Annotated in this window: 17 protein-coding genes; 4 read left to right on the forward strand and 13 right to left on the reverse strand. The window is 54.6% G+C overall.

Annotation, left to right across the window (positions count from 1 at the left end):
- Positions 1 to 58 precede the first annotated feature (58 nt).
- The 9 genes from ACKC9G_RS06895 to ACKC9G_RS06935 all read right to left on the reverse strand — a co-directional run bounded on the left by ACKC9G_RS06895 (position 59) and on the right by ACKC9G_RS06935 (position 12,204).
- Complete coding sequence (locus ACKC9G_RS06895) at positions 59 to 1,615, reverse strand: DUF3369 domain-containing protein (RefSeq protein ID WP_411404204.1); 1,557 nt, start codon at positions 1,613 to 1,615, stop codon at positions 59 to 61.
- 13 nt (positions 1,616 to 1,628) lie between these two features.
- Positions 1,629 to 3,413 carry an ATP-binding protein gene (locus tag ACKC9G_RS06900; protein ID WP_411404205.1) on the reverse strand — a complete coding sequence of 595 codons (1,785 nt, stop codon included), beginning with the start codon at positions 3,411 to 3,413 and terminating at the stop codon, positions 1,629 to 1,631.
- Positions 3,414 to 3,567: 154 nt separating this feature from the next.
- Positions 3,568 to 4,362 (reverse strand): electron transfer flavoprotein subunit beta, encoded by a 795-nt coding sequence (locus ACKC9G_RS06905; RefSeq protein WP_411404206.1) that lies wholly within the window; start codon positions 4,360 to 4,362, stop codon positions 3,568 to 3,570.
- Positions 4,349 to 5,593: an electron transfer flavoprotein subunit alpha/FixB family protein gene (locus ACKC9G_RS06910; protein ID WP_411404207.1), complete on the reverse strand. Its 1,245-nt coding sequence runs from the start codon at positions 5,591 to 5,593 to the stop codon at positions 4,349 to 4,351. Before ACKC9G_RS06910 ends, ACKC9G_RS06905 begins: the two co-directional genes overlap by 14 nt.
- On the reverse strand, positions 5,590 to 7,533 hold the full coding sequence (locus tag ACKC9G_RS06915) for a (Fe-S)-binding protein (protein WP_411404208.1): 1,944 nt from the start codon (positions 7,531 to 7,533) through the stop codon (positions 5,590 to 5,592). The genes ACKC9G_RS06910 and ACKC9G_RS06915 overlap by 4 nt, the downstream gene beginning before the upstream one ends.
- A gap of 114 nt (positions 7,534 to 7,647) precedes the next feature.
- Positions 7,648 to 9,720, reverse strand: coding sequence for a dimethylglycine demethylation protein DgcA (gene dgcA, locus ACKC9G_RS06920; protein WP_411404209.1), 2,073 nt, complete (start codon positions 9,718 to 9,720; stop codon positions 7,648 to 7,650).
- A 1-nt stretch (position 9,721) separates the two neighbouring features.
- Positions 9,722 to 10,264: a DUF5943 domain-containing protein gene (locus ACKC9G_RS06925; RefSeq protein WP_411404210.1), complete on the reverse strand. Its 543-nt coding sequence runs from the start codon at positions 10,262 to 10,264 to the stop codon at positions 9,722 to 9,724.
- A gap of 114 nt (positions 10,265 to 10,378) precedes the next feature.
- Positions 10,379 to 11,356, reverse strand: coding sequence for a dipeptidase (locus ACKC9G_RS06930; RefSeq protein ID WP_411404211.1), 978 nt, complete (start codon positions 11,354 to 11,356; stop codon positions 10,379 to 10,381).
- Between the two features lie 263 nt (positions 11,357 to 11,619).
- Entirely contained in the window at positions 11,620 to 12,204 is a 585-nt protein-coding gene (locus tag ACKC9G_RS06935) for an NMCC_0638 family (lipo)protein (protein ID WP_411404212.1), read from the reverse strand.
- Between the two features lie 161 nt (positions 12,205 to 12,365).
- Between ACKC9G_RS06935 and ACKC9G_RS06940 the strand changes: the two genes are divergently transcribed.
- The 3 genes from ACKC9G_RS06940 to ACKC9G_RS06950 all read left to right on the forward strand — a co-directional run bounded on the left by ACKC9G_RS06940 (position 12,366) and on the right by ACKC9G_RS06950 (position 15,923).
- Positions 12,366 to 12,833, forward strand: a complete 468-nt coding sequence (locus tag ACKC9G_RS06940; protein ID WP_411404213.1) for a 3-phosphoshikimate 1-carboxyvinyltransferase — start codon at positions 12,366 to 12,368, stop codon at positions 12,831 to 12,833.
- A gap of 238 nt (positions 12,834 to 13,071) precedes the next feature.
- Complete coding sequence (locus tag ACKC9G_RS06945; RefSeq protein ID WP_411404214.1) at positions 13,072 to 14,502, forward strand: DUF2868 domain-containing protein; 1,431 nt, start codon at positions 13,072 to 13,074, stop codon at positions 14,500 to 14,502.
- Between the two features lie 32 nt (positions 14,503 to 14,534).
- Positions 14,535 to 15,923 carry a GTPase/DUF3482 domain-containing protein gene (locus ACKC9G_RS06950; RefSeq protein ID WP_411404215.1) on the forward strand — a complete coding sequence of 463 codons (1,389 nt, stop codon included), beginning with the start codon at positions 14,535 to 14,537 and terminating at the stop codon, positions 15,921 to 15,923.
- Between the two features lie 10 nt (positions 15,924 to 15,933).
- Here the strand turns inward: ACKC9G_RS06950 and ACKC9G_RS06955 are convergent, their stop codons facing one another.
- A complete protein-coding gene (locus tag ACKC9G_RS06955; protein WP_411404216.1) occupies positions 15,934 to 16,683 on the reverse strand; it encodes a TrmH family RNA methyltransferase in 750 nt (249 codons plus the stop codon).
- Positions 16,684 to 16,733: 50 nt separating this feature from the next.
- Entirely contained in the window at positions 16,734 to 17,045 is a 312-nt protein-coding gene (locus tag ACKC9G_RS06960) for a DUF6482 family protein (protein WP_411404217.1), read from the reverse strand.
- A gap of 174 nt (positions 17,046 to 17,219) precedes the next feature.
- Between ACKC9G_RS06960 and ACKC9G_RS06965 the strand changes: the two genes are divergently transcribed.
- Positions 17,220 to 18,809 carry a methyl-accepting chemotaxis protein gene (locus tag ACKC9G_RS06965; protein ID WP_411404218.1) on the forward strand — a complete coding sequence of 530 codons (1,590 nt, stop codon included), beginning with the start codon at positions 17,220 to 17,222 and terminating at the stop codon, positions 18,807 to 18,809.
- On the opposite strand, the gene ACKC9G_RS06970 is transcribed toward ACKC9G_RS06965, so the two are convergent.
- A complete protein-coding gene (locus ACKC9G_RS06970) occupies positions 18,806 to 19,039 on the reverse strand; it encodes a VF530 family DNA-binding protein (RefSeq protein ID WP_411404219.1) in 234 nt (77 codons plus the stop codon). The genes ACKC9G_RS06965 and ACKC9G_RS06970 overlap by 4 nt on opposite strands.
- A gap of 155 nt (positions 19,040 to 19,194) precedes the next feature.
- Positions 19,195 to 21,771 carry an ATP-dependent chaperone ClpB gene (gene clpB / locus ACKC9G_RS06975; RefSeq protein ID WP_411404220.1) on the reverse strand — a complete coding sequence of 859 codons (2,577 nt, stop codon included), beginning with the start codon at positions 21,769 to 21,771 and terminating at the stop codon, positions 19,195 to 19,197.
- Between the last annotated feature and the right edge of the window lie 249 nt (positions 21,772 to 22,020).

Here is a 22,020-nt window from a genome sequence, read left to right on the forward strand (position 1 = left end):
TTTTTTTATCCTTTCGCCCGTAAGAAAAACAACAGGCCTTAATATTTCAGGCTCTGAATTAATGTTTCAGATCCTGAGAAGAGGATTCTTCATCCAGATAATGCAGACGAACAGCCTCCAAAGCATCGATCTGCTGCATAAACACCGCCACCAGCTCCGGATCAAAGTGCTTGCCCTTTTCGCTTTCAATATGGGCCAGGGTTTTCTCCAGTGACCAGGGCTCCTTATAGCAACGCGGCGAACACACAGCATCAAACACATCCGCCAGCGCAACAATGCGGGCATACAGATGAATTTCCTCACCACGCTTTCCAGATGGATAACCTGAGCCATCCCACTTTTCATGATGCTCAAGGGCAATCACTGCCGCGGCATTAAGAATTGGTCGCTGTGAGTGCCTTAGAAGCTCGTACCCCTGAGAGGAATGCGCTCGCATGACCTCACGCTCCTGATCGGTATGTACACCCTCCTTATAAAGAATGTGATCAGGCACGCTGATTTTTCCCAAGTCATGTAAGGGTGCGGCATAACGCAGAGTCTGCGCCTGCTCTTCACTCAACCCATAGGCCTTGGCCAGAATGTAGCAATATTCTGCCACCCGCTTCACATGCTGGCCGGTCTCATGGCTGCGCGACTCCACCGTTTCCCCCAGCAGATACACAATCTCGCGCTGGGTTTCCTCCACCTCATCACGCAGACGAAGGTTATCAAAGGCAATTGCCACATTGGTCATGAACAGCTCAAGCAGATTACGATCCAGCTGGCTGATCAGGCCGCCGCCTTCCAGATAGAAAACCAGCGCCTGATCATGACCGTGATGACATACCAGCACTGCGGTTTCCTGCGTAAACAGATGCTGCTCCATGGCCATCGCCTGCATAATCAGGGTTCTGTCGGTAAAGGACAGCGCTTCTGAGTCATTCATCGTAGTACGGCGATTGGCATCAATAGCGACCAGGACTTCCAGCCCTTCATCTTTTGCAAGCGCCAGATATTGCCGGTGCACACGAATCAGCACACCTTTATCGAGATGCAGAAGTCCGGTGAGCTGCTCGACCACGCCTTCAAGCAGAGTCATTAAGGATTGGCGCTGAAAAATATTGGCAGAGGCTTCAATCACCTGCACCAACCCACGACGATTGCCATCAATGGTCATGATGTCCCGGTAACTGCGAAGGCTGGCATACATCAAGGTCGACAGTTTCTGGGCGGTAAGTTCGGTTTTAGCTTTGTAGTCGTTAATGTCGTAATCAACGATGACGCGCTGCTCAGGCGCCTGACCAGGCTGCCCGGTGCGTAACACCAGGCGCATGAAGTGGTTATTGAGCTCGCTGCGAATATAGTCGACCAATGCCAGGCCAGCATCATCTGACTCCATCACCACATCAAGTAGCGCCATGGCAATATCACGATGACGCTCACGCAGGAGTTTGCGAGCCTCAGAGCCGGAATAGGCATTTAAAAATACCAGTGGACGGCCATCAAAATTGAAGTGTTTAAGCGCCAGCTGGGTAATCTGGTGTACCTCAGGCTCATCATCGACGACCAGCACATACCACGGCGGACGCGTCGATTCCGGCCTGTGGCGCTCAGGTGCAAAAAGGTCATCCAACATGAAAAATCTCCAGCTAACTAACGCCCTGATCAGGAAAGCACATGACCAGGGTCAGCCCTTCATTGGGTGCAGACTGTGCGTAAATTCGCCCTTTCAGGCTTTGAGTTACTAAATTATAGACCAGATGCAAACCTAGCCCGGTGCCGCCATCACCCCGACGGGTGGTATAAAAAGGCTCAAAAAGTCTCGGTAGCGCCTCTACATCAACACCACGACCATTATCGGAAAACACCAGCATGATCTCCCGCTGCGCCTCGGGTGACTCAACCTCACTGATCTCCAGCGTAATTTGCCGTTGCTGCTGGTTCTCAGTAAATGCATGCAAGAGGACATTCATTACCAGATTAGTAATGATTTGCGCCATGGGTCCTGGAAATGTAGTACATGCCAATTGTAAATTTCCAGTCAACTTCACCTCTACCTGGTGCTTTCGAAGATTAGGTTTGAGGGTCAACAGCAGCTCATTAAGGTACTCACCCAACACCATCTGTCGCAGTTCATGGACGGATTGATCCACTGCCATTCGCTTAAAACTCTGCACTAAATCAGCAGCACGACTGAGATTGCCATTCAGGATCTGCACACTCTCACGCGTGGTTTCCAAAAACTCCTCAAGATCACTTCGCGCCATTTCCCCTGCACGATAGCTCTTATCGAGAAACGCCAGTTGCTCATCCAGTAATGAAGCACTGGTGACGGCAATCCCCAACGGCGTGTTGATCTCATGAGCGACCCCTGCGACCAGACCACCCAATGCGGACATTTTCTCCGCTTCAACGAGCTGCTGTTGCATGTCCTGCAGCTGGTTCAGGTTATCCTCCAGCTTCAGGCGAGAGTCCATTAATGCCGAGTTACTGTTCTCCAGCGCCAATGTGCGAGAGCGAACCATCACATCCAGATTCCGATTCATTTCGGATAACCGATCGTTGGTATCTGCCAACTGCTCTGTACGCTTGAAGACCAGGTGATTCAGATAGCGACTAAGCAGGATCAAACCCACCAGCAGTAGAATGACAGCCACCACGATAAATACGATCGAGGCAGACTGCATGCGCTCTTCAAAGCTGGTGCCCAGATAACGATCCATTGTGCGGTAATAAATGGAGGACTGATTGGACTTGTAGCGCAGAAGAATTTGCTCAAGACCGGGTTTCAGCACCGAAGCATCATCGCTCAGCTCCAGCGTTCTGGCTTGAGGTGTAAGCAGCAGCGGAGAAGGAATCAGGTCATAAAAACTGGCCTGATAATTCCCGTAAAGATGCGAAATCAGAATGGAGTCAACCTGCCCCGCCAGCAGAGCAGCAACCAGCGCAGGATAGGTCGGGAAATCCTGCCATTGTATTTCCATACCCGCCATACCGAGCTGTAGCTGCGCCAGCTGACCAAATTTCTCGGTATTCAGACGACCTATTCTGCGATGGTTGAGCTCAGTAATTGAGTTGGCCGGAACCTTGCCGGGAGCGACATAGAGTTCACCCCAGTCCTGCAGTAACGGTACATCCACATAGTGATGCTCCTCACCGTTCGTGTTACGCACGACGCCCGGCAAAATATCAATTTCGTTACTTTGCAGCGCCTTGCGCAATTCATAGAGGGTGCCGGAGCGATATGCGATGCGCCAATTTTTTTCCCGGGCAATGGACTGCAGGATATCGATAACAAAGCCGCTGGCACGGCCATCCTTAATACTTAGCAGAGGTGGGTAATCGTAAACGCCGACAATAACGTCACGCGGCTCCGCCGCCCAAAGAGGACGCGCCAGCAGGACAAGCAACAGGAGGGAAAGAATCCGTACCATGAAACTCCTCGGCCAGGACAAAAAGTACCTTTTAGTCTTTCAGCACTTTTTAGACGTTATAGCATGAGTTTTGGCAGGTAAACACGTTACTGTTCATACGCGGTTGAATAAAAAATGCCGGCCACACACGAGGCTGACCGGCTCTGTCAAAGGATTAACCCTGGCGCAGAACGCCTTCTTCTTTCAGCATGGCAAGAATCGCTGCAGCGCCCTCTTCCGGAGTTTTAGGCGTGATGACTTTGCCGCCACCGCCCGACTGTTTGGCAGTCGCCGCCTTAAAGCGATCGGCTGCTGAGGTCGCTTTCACCACCTTCAGGCGCTTGGCACGTTTACGCGCGGGAGCTTTATCCCAACTGCTTGCCACTTCATCCATGACGATATCTGCCGATGCGGTCGCGACGTCGCCGCGCATGGCCAGACCATAAGCGCTCTGGCGAGCGGCTGGGCCTGCTTCATCCACACAGAGCAGGCAGGGTAATTTCACTGAGAGCTTGCGACGCTGGCCGCGAGGCAGCGCCTGTAATACCACGACCTCATTACCTGCGCGCGACTCAATCGCCGCTACACGTGGCACAACAGACCAGCCGAGGGATTCAGCCACAAGGTAAGGCACCATGCCGGAGGATTCGCCCTGCTCCGCTCGGCCACCGCACAGTACCAGATTGCTTTTACTTTGCCGAAGCGCAGACACCAGCGCAGGTACTGCATCTGCCCCTTCTGGCAACTCTATCGCCGTGAGGCTATCGCACCCCATGCCGAGGTACTGACGAAGTGCATGCTCATCACTGTTCCCCGCATGCAAGGCGTTGACCTTGCCCGCGTTGAGCGACAGCGCCAGTTCGAGGGCACGCGCATCCTGATCAGAGCGGCGCGGGCGCGCGGTTTTCGGATGAGCACCAACGGACACCAACACCTGAATATCGGCAGAGTTTTGCTCAGGCTGCATCATGATTCTGCTCTCCTGTAACGCTACCCACCCCGTCGATCAGGGCGTTAAGAATCGCGTCGGCATCACCGATCACGGAAAGATCAGCACGTTTGACCATATCGCAACCCGGATCCGTATTAATGGCGATAACTTTGTCGCATTGACCGATGCCCTGAAGATGCTGAACCGCACCGGAAATCCCCACAGCCACATAGACTCGTGCGGTTACCCAGGTGCCGGTCGCGCCCACCTGACGAAAACGCGGCATATCGCCATTGTCCACCGCCACACGGGAAGCCCCTTCAGTGGCACGCAGCGCCGTGGCGGCTTTATGGAAGACGGTAAAATCGGCAATACCATTACCTGCCGAGAGAATAAATTCCGCTTCGCCCAGAGGAACGGCACTTGGGTCTACGGCGACCTGACCACGATCATCAATACGCGGCATAGGCGTTGGCCATTGCATCTCGCTGTGACCATCCGCAGACAGGTCCAGCACTTCATGGCGCGTATCACTGACGGGCTCGGCGCATTCGTTCGCCAGTAGCAAGAGCTTGCTTAGAGGACGCGTCCAGTCCTGACGCTGTCCATCGGCACGAGAAGTAGCCCGTTGCTCCTGAACCTGCCACACCTGTGTCGCCGGGCGCTCGCCCAACCTTGCCGCCAGTCGACGGCCCAGATCACCACCACCCTCCAGCGAGTCGGGCAGTAGCCAATGCCGGACCGGCAGCGCACGCGCAAGCGTCGTGAGCACGGTCAACCGTGCTTCCGGGGCAAAACCTGAGTAGCACTCCTCGTCCAGATGCAGTAACCGGTCAACACCGGCCGTGTCAAAGCCCGTTTCCTTATGAGCGCCAAAGACCACCGCCAGCACCGCGCCGGCGTTGTCAGCGCCAGTGGCAAGCTGATGGGCAAGCCCGAGCACGTCCTTGTCATGGCTGGTGAGGCGACCACCGACCATATCAGGGACGACCACCACATAGAATGCAGGATTACTCACCTGATGCAGCGGCAGTATTTTCTCAGCCGCCGCGCTGCGACGCTGCCCGCCTTCACCGGTTTGCGAGCCTGTCCGGTCAATACGCTTGATCCCGTTAGGGCCAATAAAGCCGACGGCGTGGGGGTTCTTACGCACCACTCCATTCGGCCCCATCCATTGATCCTGAGGCGTCAGCAGACTGGCATGCAGGGGATGCAGACGGTTACGCAGAATCCACTCACGCCGGGGGTCACGACGAATGATATCGGTCATGCGGCGACTCCTTGCGCAACTGGGGTTGGTTTTTTCACCGGCGTTTCCTCAATGACCAGCGCATCGGCCAGCAGTTCTGCCAGATCCTTCACTTCAGGCCGTGGCCCGACCACACCTTCCAGCATCGCCGTACATTGCGGGCAACCTACGGCGACGATCTCTGCGCCGGTCTGTTTCACATCGTCCATGCGCATATCGGGAATACGCTGCTTGCCAGGAATATCCGTGATGGGCGCACCACCGCCACCGCCACAGCAACGTGAACGAAAACCTGAGCGCTCCATTTCTTTCACTTCGATTCCCAGTGACTTCAGCAACTGACGCGGCGCTTCGTACTCGCCGTTATAACGTCCAAGGTAGCAAGGATCGTGATAGGTAACCGATGTCAGCGGTGTTTTCTCGACCTTGAAGCGACCCGCCTGCAGCAGTTCATTCAGATAGGTGGTGTGGTGCTTCACCTGATACTGACCGCCAAGGGCTGGATACTCATTCTTCAGCACATGGAAGCTATGAGGGTCGCAGGTAACGATGGTTTTAAAGCGATAGCTGTTCAGCACGGCGATGTTACGCTTGGCAAGCCATTGGAAGGTGGCTTCATCGCCCAGACGACGGGCAACGTCGCCGCTGTCGCGCTCTTCATCCGCCAGCACGGCCATGTTAACGCCCGCCGCCTTGAGCAGCTTGACGAAACTGCGCAGCGTGCGCTGGTTACGCATATCAAAGCCACCATCGCCCACCCAGAAGAGAACGTCGGCTTCTTTCACATCCGCCATGATCGGCAGACTCAAATCAGCGGCCCAGTGCATACGAGAACCAGGCTCAAAACCGCCGGGGTTATCGGTGGCGATCAGATTTTCCAGCACTTCCGGGCCTTTGTTGGGCGTGGCGCCTTTTTCAAGGGTCAGGAAGCGACGCATATCGACGATGGCATCCACGTGCTCAATCATCATCGGGCACTCTTCGACACACGCCCGGCAGGTGGTGCACGACCACAGGGTTTCAGCTTCAACCAGACCATTAACAATAGGCTGATGTGCACTGCCGCCGTGATGGCCCACCTCAATACCGGGATAGGGGCTACCGGCATACTTGGCATCAGTGCCGCCCGCCATGCCGACGACCATATCCTGAATCAGCTTTTTCGGGTTGAGTGGCTGGCCAGCGGCGAAGGCCGGGCAAGCCGCCTCACAACGACCACACTGAACACAGGCATCAAAACCCAGGAGCTGATTCCATTTAAAATCCGCGGGCTTCTCAACACCCAGTTTGGCGGCCGTCAGGTCCAGCAATTTGAGACCAGTGGAGCGCCCTTCGCCATCGGTGAAGCGCTCGGCGCGACGGTGAAACGCCAAATGCATGGCCCCGGCGAAGGCGTGTTTCATTGGCCCGCCCCAGGTCATACCGAAGAACAGCTCACCCATGCCCCAGACCACGCCCAGCAACAGCACGGTAGCCAGCAGCCATGAGCCGGTATTCTCAGGCAATACGCCCGCAGCAGGCAGCGTCAGGATAAAAAACGATACCGCGAACGCCAGCAGGCTTTTGGGTAAACGCATCCAGGGGCCTTTCGACAGGCGGCTTGGTGGGTTCAGGCGACGGCGAAAGACAAAGGTCGCACCAACAAACATGACCGCCAGCGTTACCAGCAAGGCACCGGAAAGGATCGCATTGTTAACACCAAAGAGATGCACCAGCACGATCAACGCCGCCGAGGCCACAAAGCCCCCCGCCGTCGCTACGTGGGTGTGAGACATGGCTTTATCACGCGCGACCACATGGTGAAGATCCACCAGATAGCGGCGTGGCATTTTCGCAAGGCCCGCCAGAAGGTTGACCGAGTCGGCCTGGCCCTGGCGCCACAAACGAATTCGCCGCCAGGCACCGATGACCAGAAGCACCAGTGCGGCCGCAATCAGAATTCGAAGGAGGTTATCAAGCATGGCGTCCTCCGCCAGCGGGAAAGGAAACAACTCCCCGACGCAGCGAACTGGCCGGGGCACCTGAACAGGATCACCTTGCGCTAAGCCCTGAAAGACCCGAGCGCAGGGCGTCGTTTAGAAGTCCTTGCAAAGACGCAGGGCATCGTAGATCGCCGCGTGAGTATTACGCTGAGCGACACAATCACCGATGCGGAACAGCAGGTAACTGCCGTCGGCTTTGCCTTCCAGCGCCTGCAGACAGGGCTGAGGCTCAATGCCAAAAAGCTTCTCGACGTTGATCTGTCCTTTGTTGAGGGAGCCATCTTTCAGGGCGTAATAGAGGGTTTCGTTCGGGCGAACGCCGTTCTCGATCACCACCTGATCCACCACGCGCTCCTCTTTCGCACCGGTGTACTCGTTCTCGAGCACCGCCACGACCTTGTCACCTTCGCGATAGACTTTCTCCAGCATAAGGTCACCGGTCATGATGACTTCTTTCGGGTACAGGCTGCGGTAGTAAGTCGGGAAGGTCGTACCGCCGATCGCCACGCCGGGCTTGATATCATCGGTGACGATTTCCACTTTGGAGCCTTTGTCCGCGAGGTAATCCGCGACGGACATCCCGGAAAATTCGCAGATGGTGTCGTACACCAGTACGTTTTTACCGGGCTCAACTTTACCGCTCAGAATATCCCAGCTGCTGACAGACAAACCTTCTGCGGCACCCCACTCATGCACCTGCTCGGTGAACGGATGACCGCCGTTCGCCAGTACCACGATATCGGGTTTGCAATCTTTGATGGTGGCTTCATCCGCAGGCGTCCCAAGCCGAAGATCCACATTCAGTCGCGCCAGCTCCAGCTGGAACCAACGCGTGATACCGGCAATCTGGTCACGCTGCGGTGCTTTGGAGGCCAGAGTAATCTGACCACCCAGCTGATCCTGCTTCTCAAACAGGGTGACATCATGACCACGCTCGGCCGCCACACGGGCCGCTTCCATACCCGCGGGACCACCACCGACCACCACGACTTTACGTTTCGGGCCCGTCGATTTCTCGATAATGTGCGGAACCCCCATGTATTCGCGGGAGGTCGCGGCGTTCTGGATACAGAGCACATCCAGACCCTGATACTGACGGTCGATACAGTAGTTGGCGCCAACGCACTGACGAATCTGATCAACCTGATTCATCTTGATCTTGGCGATGAAGTGCGGATCGGCAATATGGGCACGGGTCATACCGACCATATCCACATAGCCGCCTTCCAGAATACGCGTCGCCTGGTTCGGGTCTTTGATGTTCTGGGCGTGCAGCACAGGCACGGTGACCACTTCCTTGATGCCGGCTGCCAGATGCAGGAAAGGCTCAGGTGGGTACGTCATGTTGGGGATAACGTTAGCCAGGGTGTTGTGCGTGTCGCAGCCGGAGCCGACCACGCCAAAGAAGTCCACCAGTCCGGTATCGTTGTAGTACTTGGCGATCTGCTTCATATCGTCATGTGACAGGCCATCGGGATGGAACTCATCACCACAGATACGCATGCCGACGCAGAAATCCGGACCGACTTCCGCTCGCACGGCTTTCAGCACTTCCATACCGAAACGCATACGGTTCTCGAAGCTGCCGCCCCACTCGTCCGTACGTTTGTTGACGCGAGGAGACCAGAACTGGTCGATCATATGCTGGTGCACGGCCGACAGCTCAACACCGTCCAGACCACCTTCTTTTGCACGGCGAGCGGCCTGAGCGAAGTCACCAATCACACGCTGAATTTCTTCAGGTTCAATGGTTTTACAGGTCGCACGGTGAACCGGCTCTCGGATGCCGGAGGGCGACATCAGCGTAGGCCAATGCTCGCCATCCCAGCGGGAACGACGACCCATGTGGGTAATCTGAATCATGATCTTGGCGCCGTGCTTGTGCATGGCATCAGCAAGATTCTGGAAGTGTGGGATGATCTTGTCGGTGGAGAGATTAACGGATTTCCACCAGCCCTGAGGGCTGTCAATCGCCACCACGGAAGAGCCGCCGCAAATGGCCATACCAATGCCGCCCTTGGCTTTTTCCTCGTAGTACTTCACATAACGCTCGGTCGTCATCCCCCCGTCAGTGGCATACACCTCAGCGTGTGCGGTACTCAGCACGCGGTTGCGGATGGTCAGCTTGCCGATCTGAATCGGCTGAAACATTGCTTCAAATGCCATTTCAGACCTCAGCGTTCAGCGGTTTGACAACAAACAGACCGTGATCACGACCTTCCTCAGCTTCGCAATACTCTTGCTCGGCCACGGTACGCAGGCTTGAGCCACGCGCTTGCAGGATCTGATCAATCGCACCGGCAAACCAACCTGTGAACATGTAATCCACTTTGCGGTTCACCTTGCCGTATACATAGACAAACGCAGAGTGATCCAGACGAACACGCGCGGTGCCTTTGTCCAGATCCAGTTCTTCAATCTTGAAAAGACCCCAGCCGCGCTGAGACAGACGATTCATGTAATGAGCAAATACCGCTTCGCCTTCGATACCGTGGCACTCAGCTTCTTTTTCACACCAGTGCCAGGCGGATTTGTAACCCGCCTTGTAGAGAATCTCGGCGTAACGCTCAGCACCCAGCTCTTCCTCAATTCCCATGTGGTTATTGACGAAAAAGTGACGGGGAACGTAGAGCATAGGCAGCGCATCGGTGGTCCAAACGCCAGTTTCGCTGTCCACTTCGATGGGAAGTTCTGGGGCGTGCTTGCTCATTTCAACTCCTTAAGCGGTGCTTTTGAGCACCTTAAAACCAAATCACGGATGCGACCTGTCTACCCTGGCCGCAGCCAGGGGCAGGAAATGCTTATTCAGAAAAAGGGATCGGGCTTATTCGCCCCAGACGTCAGCCAGGGTGCGCACCCAGTTTTCGCCCATGATTTTGCGTACCTGACGCTCGGTGAAACCGTGTTTCAGCAGCGCTTCAGTCAGGTTCGGGAACTCGCCCAAGGTACGGATACCCAGTGGATTCACGATCTTGCCGAAGTTGGTCAGGCGGCGGGCATAACCCTTGTCGTGGGTTAGCCACTCGAAGAAGTCGTGACCATGGCCCTGGGTGAAGTCAGTACCGATACCGATGGCATCTTCACCGACGATGTTCATCACATACGCAATGGCTTCAACGTAATCATCGATGGTGGAGTCGATACCCTTGGCAAGGAATGGCGCGAACATAGTGACGCCAACAAAGCCGCCGTGGTCCGCAATGAACTTGAGCTCTTCATCGGACTTGTTGCGAGGGTGAGCTTTCAGGCCGTAAGGCAGGCAGTGGGAATAGCACACGGGCTTTTTGGATTCGAGAATGACTTCTTCAGAGGTTTTGCCGCCGACGTGAGAGAGGTCACACATCACCCCCACACGGTTCATCTCCGCCACGATCTCACGACCAAAACCGGACAGGCCGCCATCACGCTCGTAGCAGCCAGTGCCAACGAGGTTCTGGGTGTTGTAGCACATCTGCACGATACCAACGCCGAGCTTCTTGAAGACTTCGACATAACCGATCTGGTCTTCAAAGGCGTGGGCATTCTGGAAGCCGTAGATAATGCCGGTTTTGCCTTCTTCCTTCGCACGGCTGATATCACGCGTGGTCAGTACCGGGCGCAGCAGATCGCTGTTGGCGTCCATCATCTGGTTAAACTTGACGATGTTATCCACGGTTGCCTGAAAGCCTTCCCATACGGAGACGGTACAGTTGGCAGCCGTCAGACCACCCTTGCGCATATCTTCAAACAGATCGCGATCCCACTTGGCGATCACCAGACCGTCGATAACGATGGAATCTTCGTGCAACTCGGCAGCATTCATGACGCGGCTCCCCTCCTTTCGATGATGACTGGCAACGACTGCAAACCGCAGTGATGCCAGCAGATAAAGCCAGTCTATCCCTGTGATTCAGCGGGAAATGCGTCAAAAGCGACATAGGGGAAGCGGGAATGCGACACCTGACAAGTGACGGAAGGAATCACTAAGTTAAGGTCGCCGCAAAGACGCAGAAACCGTGCAAACAAGGCGCAAGCACGGTTCCTGAAAGAAGTACGCTGAAGTGCTAAGCAGGTTAGCCCGCGGGGTTATTCATCGCTCACGATCGCCAGCGACATCATGCCCTGAATATCGGCATCGGCGCCCACCGCCGTCGTTAAGGTCAGCATGGCCTTGCGGGTCACCTTGGGAATGGTCCAGGTGTAGATCACGGTGTGCATGCCACGTCCTGGTTCCTGACGGGCTTCATCGCGGATCTTCTCCGCCGTACTGCCTTCTGCGGTATTGGTCGCAATCGCAGTAAAGCGTTTTTCCATAGTGGCGACATCCGCCTCATGTACGAACACAGAGCAGATACCATCCGTACGCAGCGCTACCACATAGCGGCCAATCTTGTTCGGGATCGCAAAAGCAACGCCCTCTCCCCCTCCCAGAAACGCACCGTTCAGGTTCGCCGGAATCTGTCTTGTGGAACTTTGCAGCTTCTCCAGCAGACCTGGCACATCACCAAAATGCGCCATACAGGTATTCACAAACAGTTGGGCAAAATCATTGGCCTGACGAACATCCAAGGAAGGCTGCGCATCAGCGGCGCGTGCGCCACCCGCAACACTCCACGCCATGGAACCCAGCAGTAACGCCAATGCGCCGACGCTTTTGCAGTTACGCATCATTTTTCACCCTGATACTGACATTGAAACAACCGGCCCTTCCAAAAGGGTGAACCATTTGCTCTCTTATACCACTTAAACGATCACAGGAAAGGTGTTCTTTTTCTCCCTTTCTAGATGCTAAGCTCCGAACATCAGGAGCCTTGAACGAGAAGTAACGGCGTATGGATTCCACCTTGCGATCTGGCGAAACATCGACTGAGATGGTTGACCAAACCTCCAGTTATCAAACACTTAGAGATGACCCTGTTATCAAGCGTGCCTTTGATCGTGTCCCCGATGATGTGGCAGACAGCTTCTCTGAGACGCAGCTGCGTTATATGAAACTGATTTTAAGTTCACGGGCGTGGGGCTCTCACACCATGGACTGGCGAGGCACTCTGTCTCTTCCCTGGGTTAAACGTCGTTTCTATTTTGTGTTCCTGTTTGGGCACAACAAACGCAAACTGACCCGAAAGGAGCGAAAGTTCTCCATGCTCTTTACCGGCGCGGCGCTGGCAGGCTTTTTGAGTTTCTGTGGCCTCTTTGGCCTGCTCATTCTGTATCTTGCACACTCAGCCACCATGGTTGATCGTTTGCCGGTGCCTCTCATCAAGCTATGGGACTGGGCAGCGACGGTTCTGGGCGCCTGAGTTCATCCCGCTAACCCCCTGTTCACTGCCGGCCAGCCTTCGTGCTGCCGGCGGTTTTTCCCGCACCAAGTGGAGACTTTTTCTCCGCCACGCCTGCGGTCACCTCTCTACTGCACCGAACCCGGCTCCATTTTGGCAGCGGTACTCAGCCCGAAACTCTTGGGGTATGATGGCAAGCATTTGCCGGGCGCCGTCCTGTTTCCTTGCGCTCTCAGTCACCCTAAGTACCCGGTTCACCATGTCACAACATTCATTGCTTCGTTTACTTCTCGACTTTGACTGGCAGTGCCAGCGCGATCAGGGAATGAACCCTGCGCTTCATCATCAACGCGATCGCCGCATCGGCATGTCGATCTCCCCGCAGATGCCCGCACCGCGCCAAATTGCCACCTGGCTTACGCGTTTACACCCTGATCAACAAGCCCTTCCCGGCGAAGATGGCAGCCGCCGTCTGGTAATGGCCGGCTGGGCACTGGCACTGATCGGGCTCATTGTTGGCATTCTGACCATGACAGGTATTCTGGCCTATGATGGATCCCAGCGAATTAACCTTTTCTGGATTCTGGGCTTCATTGGCCTGCAGCTGATTTTTACACTGCTTGCGGCCTGGGCCTGCTTTCGCGACCTCAAACATCCTCCCATTCTGAGTTCTGGACGGCTAGTGTTCCTGTTGGGGAAACTCACCAGTCTGGATAGCAGCAATAAACCTCTGCATCTTGGCAGCAGCCATCTTAAGGGCCTGACGCCGTATCTGCTGCTGCGCTATTCGCAGTTCTTCACCACTGCGTTTAGCCTTGGTGCGCTACTTTGCCTGCTGGCTCAAGTGACCTTTCAGGACCTTGCCTTTGGCTGGAGCACCACCTTAGCAGCCAGCGCAGATACCATGCACAGCCTGTTTTCAGTGATTGCTGCCCCCTGGGGATGGGCTTTCCCGGATGCCTCGCCCAGCCTTTCCATGGTCGAACAAAGCCAGTATTTCCGTCTCGCCGGTGCGCAGGCAAGCACCGATAACCCTGCGCTTCTTGGCAGCTGGTGGGCATTTCTGGCCTTAAGCTGGCTGATCTACGGTTTGATTCCTCGCGCCATTGTGTTGGCGCTGGTGGAAAAACGCTGGCAACGTCAGCTGAATCTGACCCTTGCTAAGCACCCTGGCTTTCATCCGCTGTTTCGCCGCCTTCATAAGGCCTGGATTGACACCTCATCCGCCAGCAGCGAAGAGAGCAATAACAATAAGATTCAGGGCGCCATGGCCATCACCTTACCCAAACTTGAGTCTGCACGCGTCATCCATTGGGCCGATGCCGGACATGATCATCCTGATCTCCAGGCGATGCTGCCTTTTCAGAAAGCCAACGACAGCTACTGTGCCGGTGGCGGACACAGTCTTGAGCAGGATGAAGCCGTCATCGAGGCATTTTCCCAGCAGAACAGTGACCCCATAATCATTGTGGTGAAGGCTTGGGAACCTCCTTTGGCGGAGCTACAGGATTTCCTGCTCGACCTTCGCAACCTGAACCCCGATGCGCCGCTTTATCTCTTGCCAATTAATCCCGGCAAGAAGCTTGAACCTGCGGATCTTCCGTATTTGCAGCAGTGGCAGCGCTTTGTTGCCGCCATGCAGGATGAACATTTTTATCTGGTTGAGGCCCAGGCTGACGAAGCGGCCTGAAGTCACCGGATTACAGGGAGTCACACCCGAGGATGACGCCAACCTTTGCCGTGGTCGGGCACCCTAACAAGGGAAAATCCAGCATCGTTGCGACGCTGGCACAGAATGACAGCATCCAGATTGCCATGCAGCCGGGCACGACACGGGACAGCCATCATTATCCGATGCAGGTGGATGATCAGGTGCTGTACCATCTGGTCGACACCCCGGGATTCCAGCGTGCAAGGCGTGCCCTCGCCTGGCTACAGCAACACAGCCAGTCCGCAGCAGACCGCCGTGATACTGTCGCAGCCTTTGTCCAGCACCATCAGGGGCTGGATAAATTTCATGATGAGTGCGAGCTACTCAAGCCGATTCTGGAAGGCGCGGGCATCATCTACGTGGTCGATGGCTCCTCACCTTATGGCGCCGAGTATGAGGCGGAGATGGAAATTCTTCGCTGGACCGGCCAACCCAGCATGGCACTGATCAACCCCATCCGCAGTGATGCACATATTGCGCAGTGGCAAACCGCTCTTTCCCAGTTTTTCCGCACCGTCCGAGTCTTCAACGCTCGCACTGCCGAATTTGATAAACACCTGAGCCTGCTTCGCTGTTTTGGCCAGCTGGAGGAAAGCTGGGAAGCACCGCTGGATAGCGCCATTGATCACCTGAAGCAGCAGCATGATGACCGTCGGGAAGACTCCGCCCAGCGTATCGCCACGCTACTGATTAACGCGCTGGGTCATAAGGAAAGTATTAAGCTCCCCGAAGGCGCTCCTGCCGAACAGGCTAAAGCCCCACTGGAAAAAGCATGGCGACATGCGGTGCGTAAAGAAGAACAGCAAGCCCGTCGCGATATCGAAAGCCTCTATCAGCATCACCGGCTGGAGCGGCAGGAGACTGAGCTTGATCTGGATGAAGAAGATCTCTTCGCCATGGATCACTGGTATCTGTGGGGGCTGGGCAAACGTGAGTTAATGGCGCTTGCTGCCGGAACCGGGGCGGCAACAGGCGCTCTGGCAGACCTTGGACTGGGTGGGACGTCTTTTATGCTGGGCGCTCTTGGCGGCGGAATAGCCGGAGGTGTGGGTGCGTGGTTTTTCTCGGATGATCTGGCGAAACTAAAGCTGAAAGGCAAACTTCCTCTGGGTGGTCAGCAAGTCACCTACGGCCCTTCAACTCATCGCAATTTTCCCTGGGTTTTGCTGGGCCGGGCGCTCTATCACTGGCAGTCGCTCATTCGTCGCAATCACGCATGGCGAGAGGCGTTCACCCCGGAGATCGCACCGCAAGACTGGCAACAGCAGCTTTCAACGCAACAAAAACTCTCGCTGGAGAAGGCGTTTTACTATTGCCGCAAACGTGAGGATGAAAAAGCCATGGCCGCCCTGCTTGAGCATTTACCGGCCATCATGACACCGCTGGATATCAACACCTGATTGCGCGGGATCAGCCGCGCAAGTGATACAGCAGGATCGCAGCCGCAATGGCTACATTCAGAGACTCGCTCTGGCCATGGATCGGCACGTAAAGATTAAGATCTGTCTGGCTAAGGATTTCTGCTTCAATACCCTGCCCTTCGTTGCCCATGATCAGACCAAACTGTTCAGGCGCCGGGACTTCGCGAAAATTCCTTCCGCCTTCAAGGGCGCTGCCAAATACCGAAATGTTGCGGGATTTGAGCTTCTCGATGGCAGTGCTCATCGCCATATGAATTAAAGGCAAGTGAAAGTGGCTGCCCTGACCAGAGCGCAGCACTTTGGCACTGTAAGGGTCAGCACAGCCCTCTCCCAGAATGACCGCATCAACACCAACCGCATCCGCAGTACGAATAAGTGTGCCGAGATTGCCGGGGTCCTGTACACGATCAAGCAACAAGAAGCGGTTGCCCTCGGGCAAGACCTCTTCCCATTGCGGGTCACGGCATATCGCCGCAATCCCTTGAGGCGATTGCGTTTCAGAGATCGCACTCATCACCTCAGATGACACCTGAACCAACAGGTCATCGTCCATCTGAGAGGGAGGTGTCACCTCTGGAAGGTACAGCAGGGCTTCCAGCGCGATATTCGCTTTAAGCGCTTCTTCCACAAGGTGCTCACCTTCAAGCACAAAACACCCAAGTTGCTTACGCCCCTTACGGGTGTGCAGCTTTTTCCAGGCTTTGACCTGAGGATTCTGTGTTGAAGTAATTTCCCGCACGCGGCCACTCCCGAATACATTGGCTGGGCGGCCATTCTACTCCAAAACGGCTAGATATCCTCATCCGGACAGCGCAGCGGAATCTCCATCCACAAATCCTCGCCGGTCGGTAAGCCAACCATTTCATCGTAAGCACTTTGCTGACGCAGCACGACTTCACGAACCCCCATCCCGCGAAACGGTCGCTTGGCATCCGTCTGGCTCCGAAAACAGCAGGTGGCGCCTTTTTCATCCACTAGCCTGGCCCAGTCATTACCTAACCAGACTTCCACCAGATAGAGACTGTTTTCAAGAGACTGCACGCGCAGTTTTTCAGGTCGATCCGCCTGTAAGCGGCACTGGTCTATGGTGAGCGAGATCATGTTCGTACTCCTCTTGTCCATTAACCTGCCCGAACGCTGCCAACATTAACGTCTGCAATTTCGTGGGCTACTTTTTCTCTACGCAAGAAGGGACTTTTTGGATGAGCAAACTGGCAGAAACCGGCTCTCTCGACCACAGTTACTAGACTGCAGTTCTGGCGTAAGGAGTTCCTGATGACCATTCGTGCCAAAGTTTATTTCGGCATTCTGGCACTGGCCGTTGCTATTGCCGTTTCCGCCATCGCCACCACCCTCGCTCTCAGTAAAATCAGCAGTGATATTGATTTTGTCACCGGCCCAGCCTGGGATACCGCCGATGGTGCAATGGAAGGCACAATTGGTCTGCAAGGGGAGATTCTGGTGCTGAAAAGCTTCTCTACCGGCGAGATATCCAAAGAGGACGCCATAGCAAAACTCTCAGAGGAACAGCAAACCAGCCAGGAGGCCTTTCAGCGCATGCGTGAGGCAGGTCTGATCAGCAAAGAGCAAATCCAGCAATTGGATACACACCTTGCCAAGCTAAAAGAGGTGCAGTCTGTTGTTCTTGAAAGCACCGACGCTAACCGAGCAGATGCGAATACAGCGCTCAAGTCGGTTGCCGATGAACTGCTGACCTTTATCGACTCTCTGGAAAATGAGGGAGATGCCAAAGTCGAAGAGACCGCCAGCGCTTCTGCGACACAGGTAGCGCTACTCAAAACGGTGACATACACCAGCATCATCATTGCGTTGGTGATGGTGGTATTAATGTTTTTACTGGCACGCAGTTATGTCATCCAGCCAATTCGCCAGTTGCTGGATCTGCTGGCAGAACTCAACTCCGGCGAAGTCAAACTATCCTCGCGCTTACCCTCGCAACGTAAAGACGAAATGGGCCAGGTAGCACAGCACTTTAACCAGTTCATTTCCGGCATTCAGGGCCTGGTTCAGCAGGTCACCCAGACTGTCGATCAGGGCTATCCCCATATGCAGGCAATCGCTGGCCGACTGGAAAGCGTGGATCAGGTCGCACGCAGTCAAAGCCAATCGACAGAAGGCATGGCCGCCAAGGTGAATGAAATGGCTCTGGCCATTCAGGAGGTGTCAGACTTTGCCAACCAGACGCGTCATAGCTCCAGTCAGGTGCTTACAGAGACGCAGCAAGGTCAACAAAACCTTGAGGCAACGGTAAGCGCCATGAATCAGGTGGTCAGTGAGCTTGACCGAACTTCCGCAGTGATCAGCGAGCTGGAAGTGGATGGACAGAATATCGGCAGCGTACTGGAAGTTATCCGCAGCATTGCCGAGCAAACCAACCTGCTGGCGTTGAATGCCGCGATTGAAGCCGCGCGAGCTGGCGAGTCTGGTCGTGGTTTTGCGGTGGTCGCCGATGAGGTACGAAACCTCGCCAACCGCACTCATCAAAGCACCCTTGAAATCCAAACCGTGGTGGAACGTATTCAGAAAGGCTCTGGTAGCGCTGCAACGGTGATGCGTTCATCACAGGAACAAACCACCGCGGTGGCTGAAAAAGCACGCACTTCACTGGCCAGCTTTTCCTCGATTCAGTCATCCATCACCGAGCTGGATAACCTGAATCAGCGGATCTCCCGCAATACTCAGGAACAGCAGGTAAACTCAGCCGCAATGACCCAACAGATCGAGAGCATCGCTGCCGGCGCTTCGGGTAATGCTGAACAGACCCGTCAGGCGGTGTCTCACAAAAACCAGCTTCAGGAGAGCCTGGATACCCTTCGCAACCTGAGCAGCAAGTTCAAAAACTAGAAGCCTTTCACTTCACAGTAATAGGCTTCAAATTTGGCCCGAGCCCAAGGAGTTTTGCGCAGGAAGCGCAGGCTGGACTTGATACTGGGATCATTTTTAAAACAACGAATATCAATGCGGGATGCCATGGCATCCCAGCCTTCTTTTTCCACCATTTCATTCAGCATCATTTCAAGCGTGATACCGTGCAGTGGATTATTCGCCTGACCGGCAGTGGTTTTATCATTCATGGGAAAGCTACCTTCGACACATTGCCCGAGAGTATAAAGCAAAGAGCAGCAAAGCCCGCTCTGCCTAACCAATAAACCTTTCTCAAAGCGCTGTCTTATGAATACAAAAAGACCGGCAGATGCCGGTCTTTCAAAGTTTCGCCTTATTTTGTGACTTAACTGCTGAAGACCAGTTGATCTCCTGCCAGCGCCACATGAATCGTGGTTCCTGGCATAAACTTGCCCGAGAGAATCTCGTTCGCCAGCGGGTTTTCCAGATGACGCTGGATCGACCGTTTAAGCGGACGAGCCCCATATACCGGATCAAAGCCAACGGCGACCAGATGATCCATCGCCTCAGGCGTGACCTGAATATCCAGATCACGATCCGCCAGACGCTGCTTGAGACGGCTCAACTGGATATCGGCAATACCACGCACCTGAGACTGACCCAAAGAGTGGAATACCACTACCTCATCGATACGGTTAACCAGTTCCGGACGGAAGTGTGTCGCCACAACATCCATAACCTTATCTTTCATTTCCTCATACAGGGTCTCAGAGCTGGTGTACGTCTGAATAATGTCGGAGCCCAAGTTGGAGGTCATAACGATAACGGTGTTACGGAAGTCCACGGTACGGCCCTGACCATCAGTAAGTCGGCCATCCTCCAGCACCTGCAAAAGAATGTTAAAGACATCCGGATGCGCTTTCTCAACCTCATCCAGCAAGACAACCGAGTAGGGCTTGCGGCGAACGGTTTCGGTCAGGTAGCCGCCCTCTTCATAGCCAACATATCCAGGAGGCGCACCAATCAGTCGGGCCACAGAGTGCTTCTCCATAAACTCGGACATATCAATGCGCACCAGTGACTCTTCCGTATCAAAGAGGAAGCGAGCCAGCGCCTTACACAGCTCGGTTTTACCGACGCCGGTTGGGCCAAGGAACAAGAAAGAGCCATTGGGACGGTTAGGATCCGCCAGCCCTGCTCGCGAACGGCGCACTGCATTGGCAACCGCCACGACGGCCTCATCCTGGCCGATCACGCTCTGATGCAGCGCTTCCTCCATGCGAAGCAGCTTGTCACGCTCACCTTCCAGCATTTTACTGACAGGAATGCCGGTCCACTTGGAAACCACTTCGGCGATCTCTTCTTCCGAGACACGGTTACGCAGTAACTGCATATCCATCATCTCAGCCTGTGAGGCCATATCCAGCTGCTTTTCAAGGTCAGGAATCACACCGTATTGAAGCTCTGACATCCGCGCCAGATTACCGGTACGACGCGCCTGTTCCATGTCGACACGCGCCTGTTCCAACTGCTCTTTAATACGCTGGGAGCCATTAAGTGCCGCCTTTTCAGTTTTCCAGACCTCTTCAAGATCGGCATATTCCAGCTCCAGATCACCGATGACACCCTCAAGGTCTTCAAGGCGCTGACGCGATGCCTTGTCAGTCTCTTTTTTGAGCGCTTCACGCTCCATCTTCAGCTGAATCAGACGGCGCTCAAGACGATCCATGGACTCAGGTTTGGAATCCATTTCCATGCGAATGCGACTGCCCGCTTCATCAATCAAATCAATCGCCTTGTCAGGCAGCTGACGATCAGTGATGTAACGTTGTGAAAGGCGTGCGGCGGCAATAATAGCTGAGTCAGTGATATCCACACCGTGGTGAACTTCGTACCGCTCTTTCAAACCCCGAAGAATGGCAATGGTATCTTCAACACTGGGCTCTTCTACCAGCACTTTCTGGAAGCGACGCTCCAGTGCAGCGTCTTTCTCAATGTACTGGCGGTACTCATCCAGTGTCGTGGCACCTACACAGTGCAGCTCACCACGGGCCAGCGCAGGCTTGAGCATATTACCGGCATCCATGGAGCCTTCGCCTTTCCCAGCACCAACCATGGTGTGCAACTCATCAATAAAGAGGATAACATTACCCTCTTCCTTAGCGAGTTCATTCAGCACCGCCTTTAAACGTTCCTCAAATTCGCCACGGAATTTAGCACCTGCGATCAACGCGCCCATGTCCAGAGAAAGCACACGCTTGTCCTTCAAGCCATCAGGCACCTCACCGTTAACAATACGCTGGGCCAAACCTTCAACAATCGCAGTTTTACCCACCCCAGGCTCACCAATAAGCACAGGATTATTTTTTGTGCGTCGCTGCAGAACCTGAATAGTCCGGCGTATTTCATCATCACGACCGATCACCGGATCAAGCTTGCCGCTGACGGCGCGAGCGGTCAGATCAATAGTGAACTTTTTCAGTGCCTCGCGCTTTTCTTCAGCGTTAGGGTCATTCACAGATTCACCCCCACGAACATTATTCACCACCGTTTCAAGCTGCTCCTTGCTTACACCCTGAGAACGCAACAGCTGCCCCAGAGCGGATTTATCTTCCATTGCGGCCAGCAGCACCAGTTCAGAAGAAATGTACTGATCGCCATTCTTCTGTGCCGCTTTATCGGCAAGATTAAGCAAACGGGCAAAGCGCTCCGAAGGGCGCACGTCACCATCAGGCTGAGATACCTGCGCTAACTTACCCAGCTCAGTATCGAGTGCTTTTCGTAACGCCGGAATCTGAAAGCCAGCCTGAGCCAGCAAATTACGAGTGCTGCCACCTTGCTGATCAAGTAAGGCAGAAAACAGGTGAAGTGGTTCTAGCTGGTTGTGATCGCGCCCAACAGCGAGTGATACAGCATCATTAAGCGCTTCCTGCAATTTGGTAGTAAAACGATCAATGCGCATTACGCGGCCTCCCATCAGAAAATTCCCGCGGTTACCGGTAAGACGGTTTCATGTAGCGGGTGTCTGCTTTGAATAATTGGGGCAGCAAAAGTGAAATCAAGACAAATAGATAATGCGGTGATTAAAAATCAGACACAGATCAATAACGTACAAGTTAAATGAAAAGATAGCGGATAGCGGATAGCGGATAGCGGATAGCGGATAGCGGATAGCGGATAGCGGATAGCGGATAGCGGATAGCGGATAGCG

Origin of the sequence: Pokkaliibacter sp. CJK22405 (assembly GCF_046614695.1) — a bacterium.
In the GTDB taxonomy this organism is placed as follows: domain Bacteria; phylum Pseudomonadota; class Gammaproteobacteria; order Pseudomonadales; family Balneatricaceae; genus Pokkaliibacter.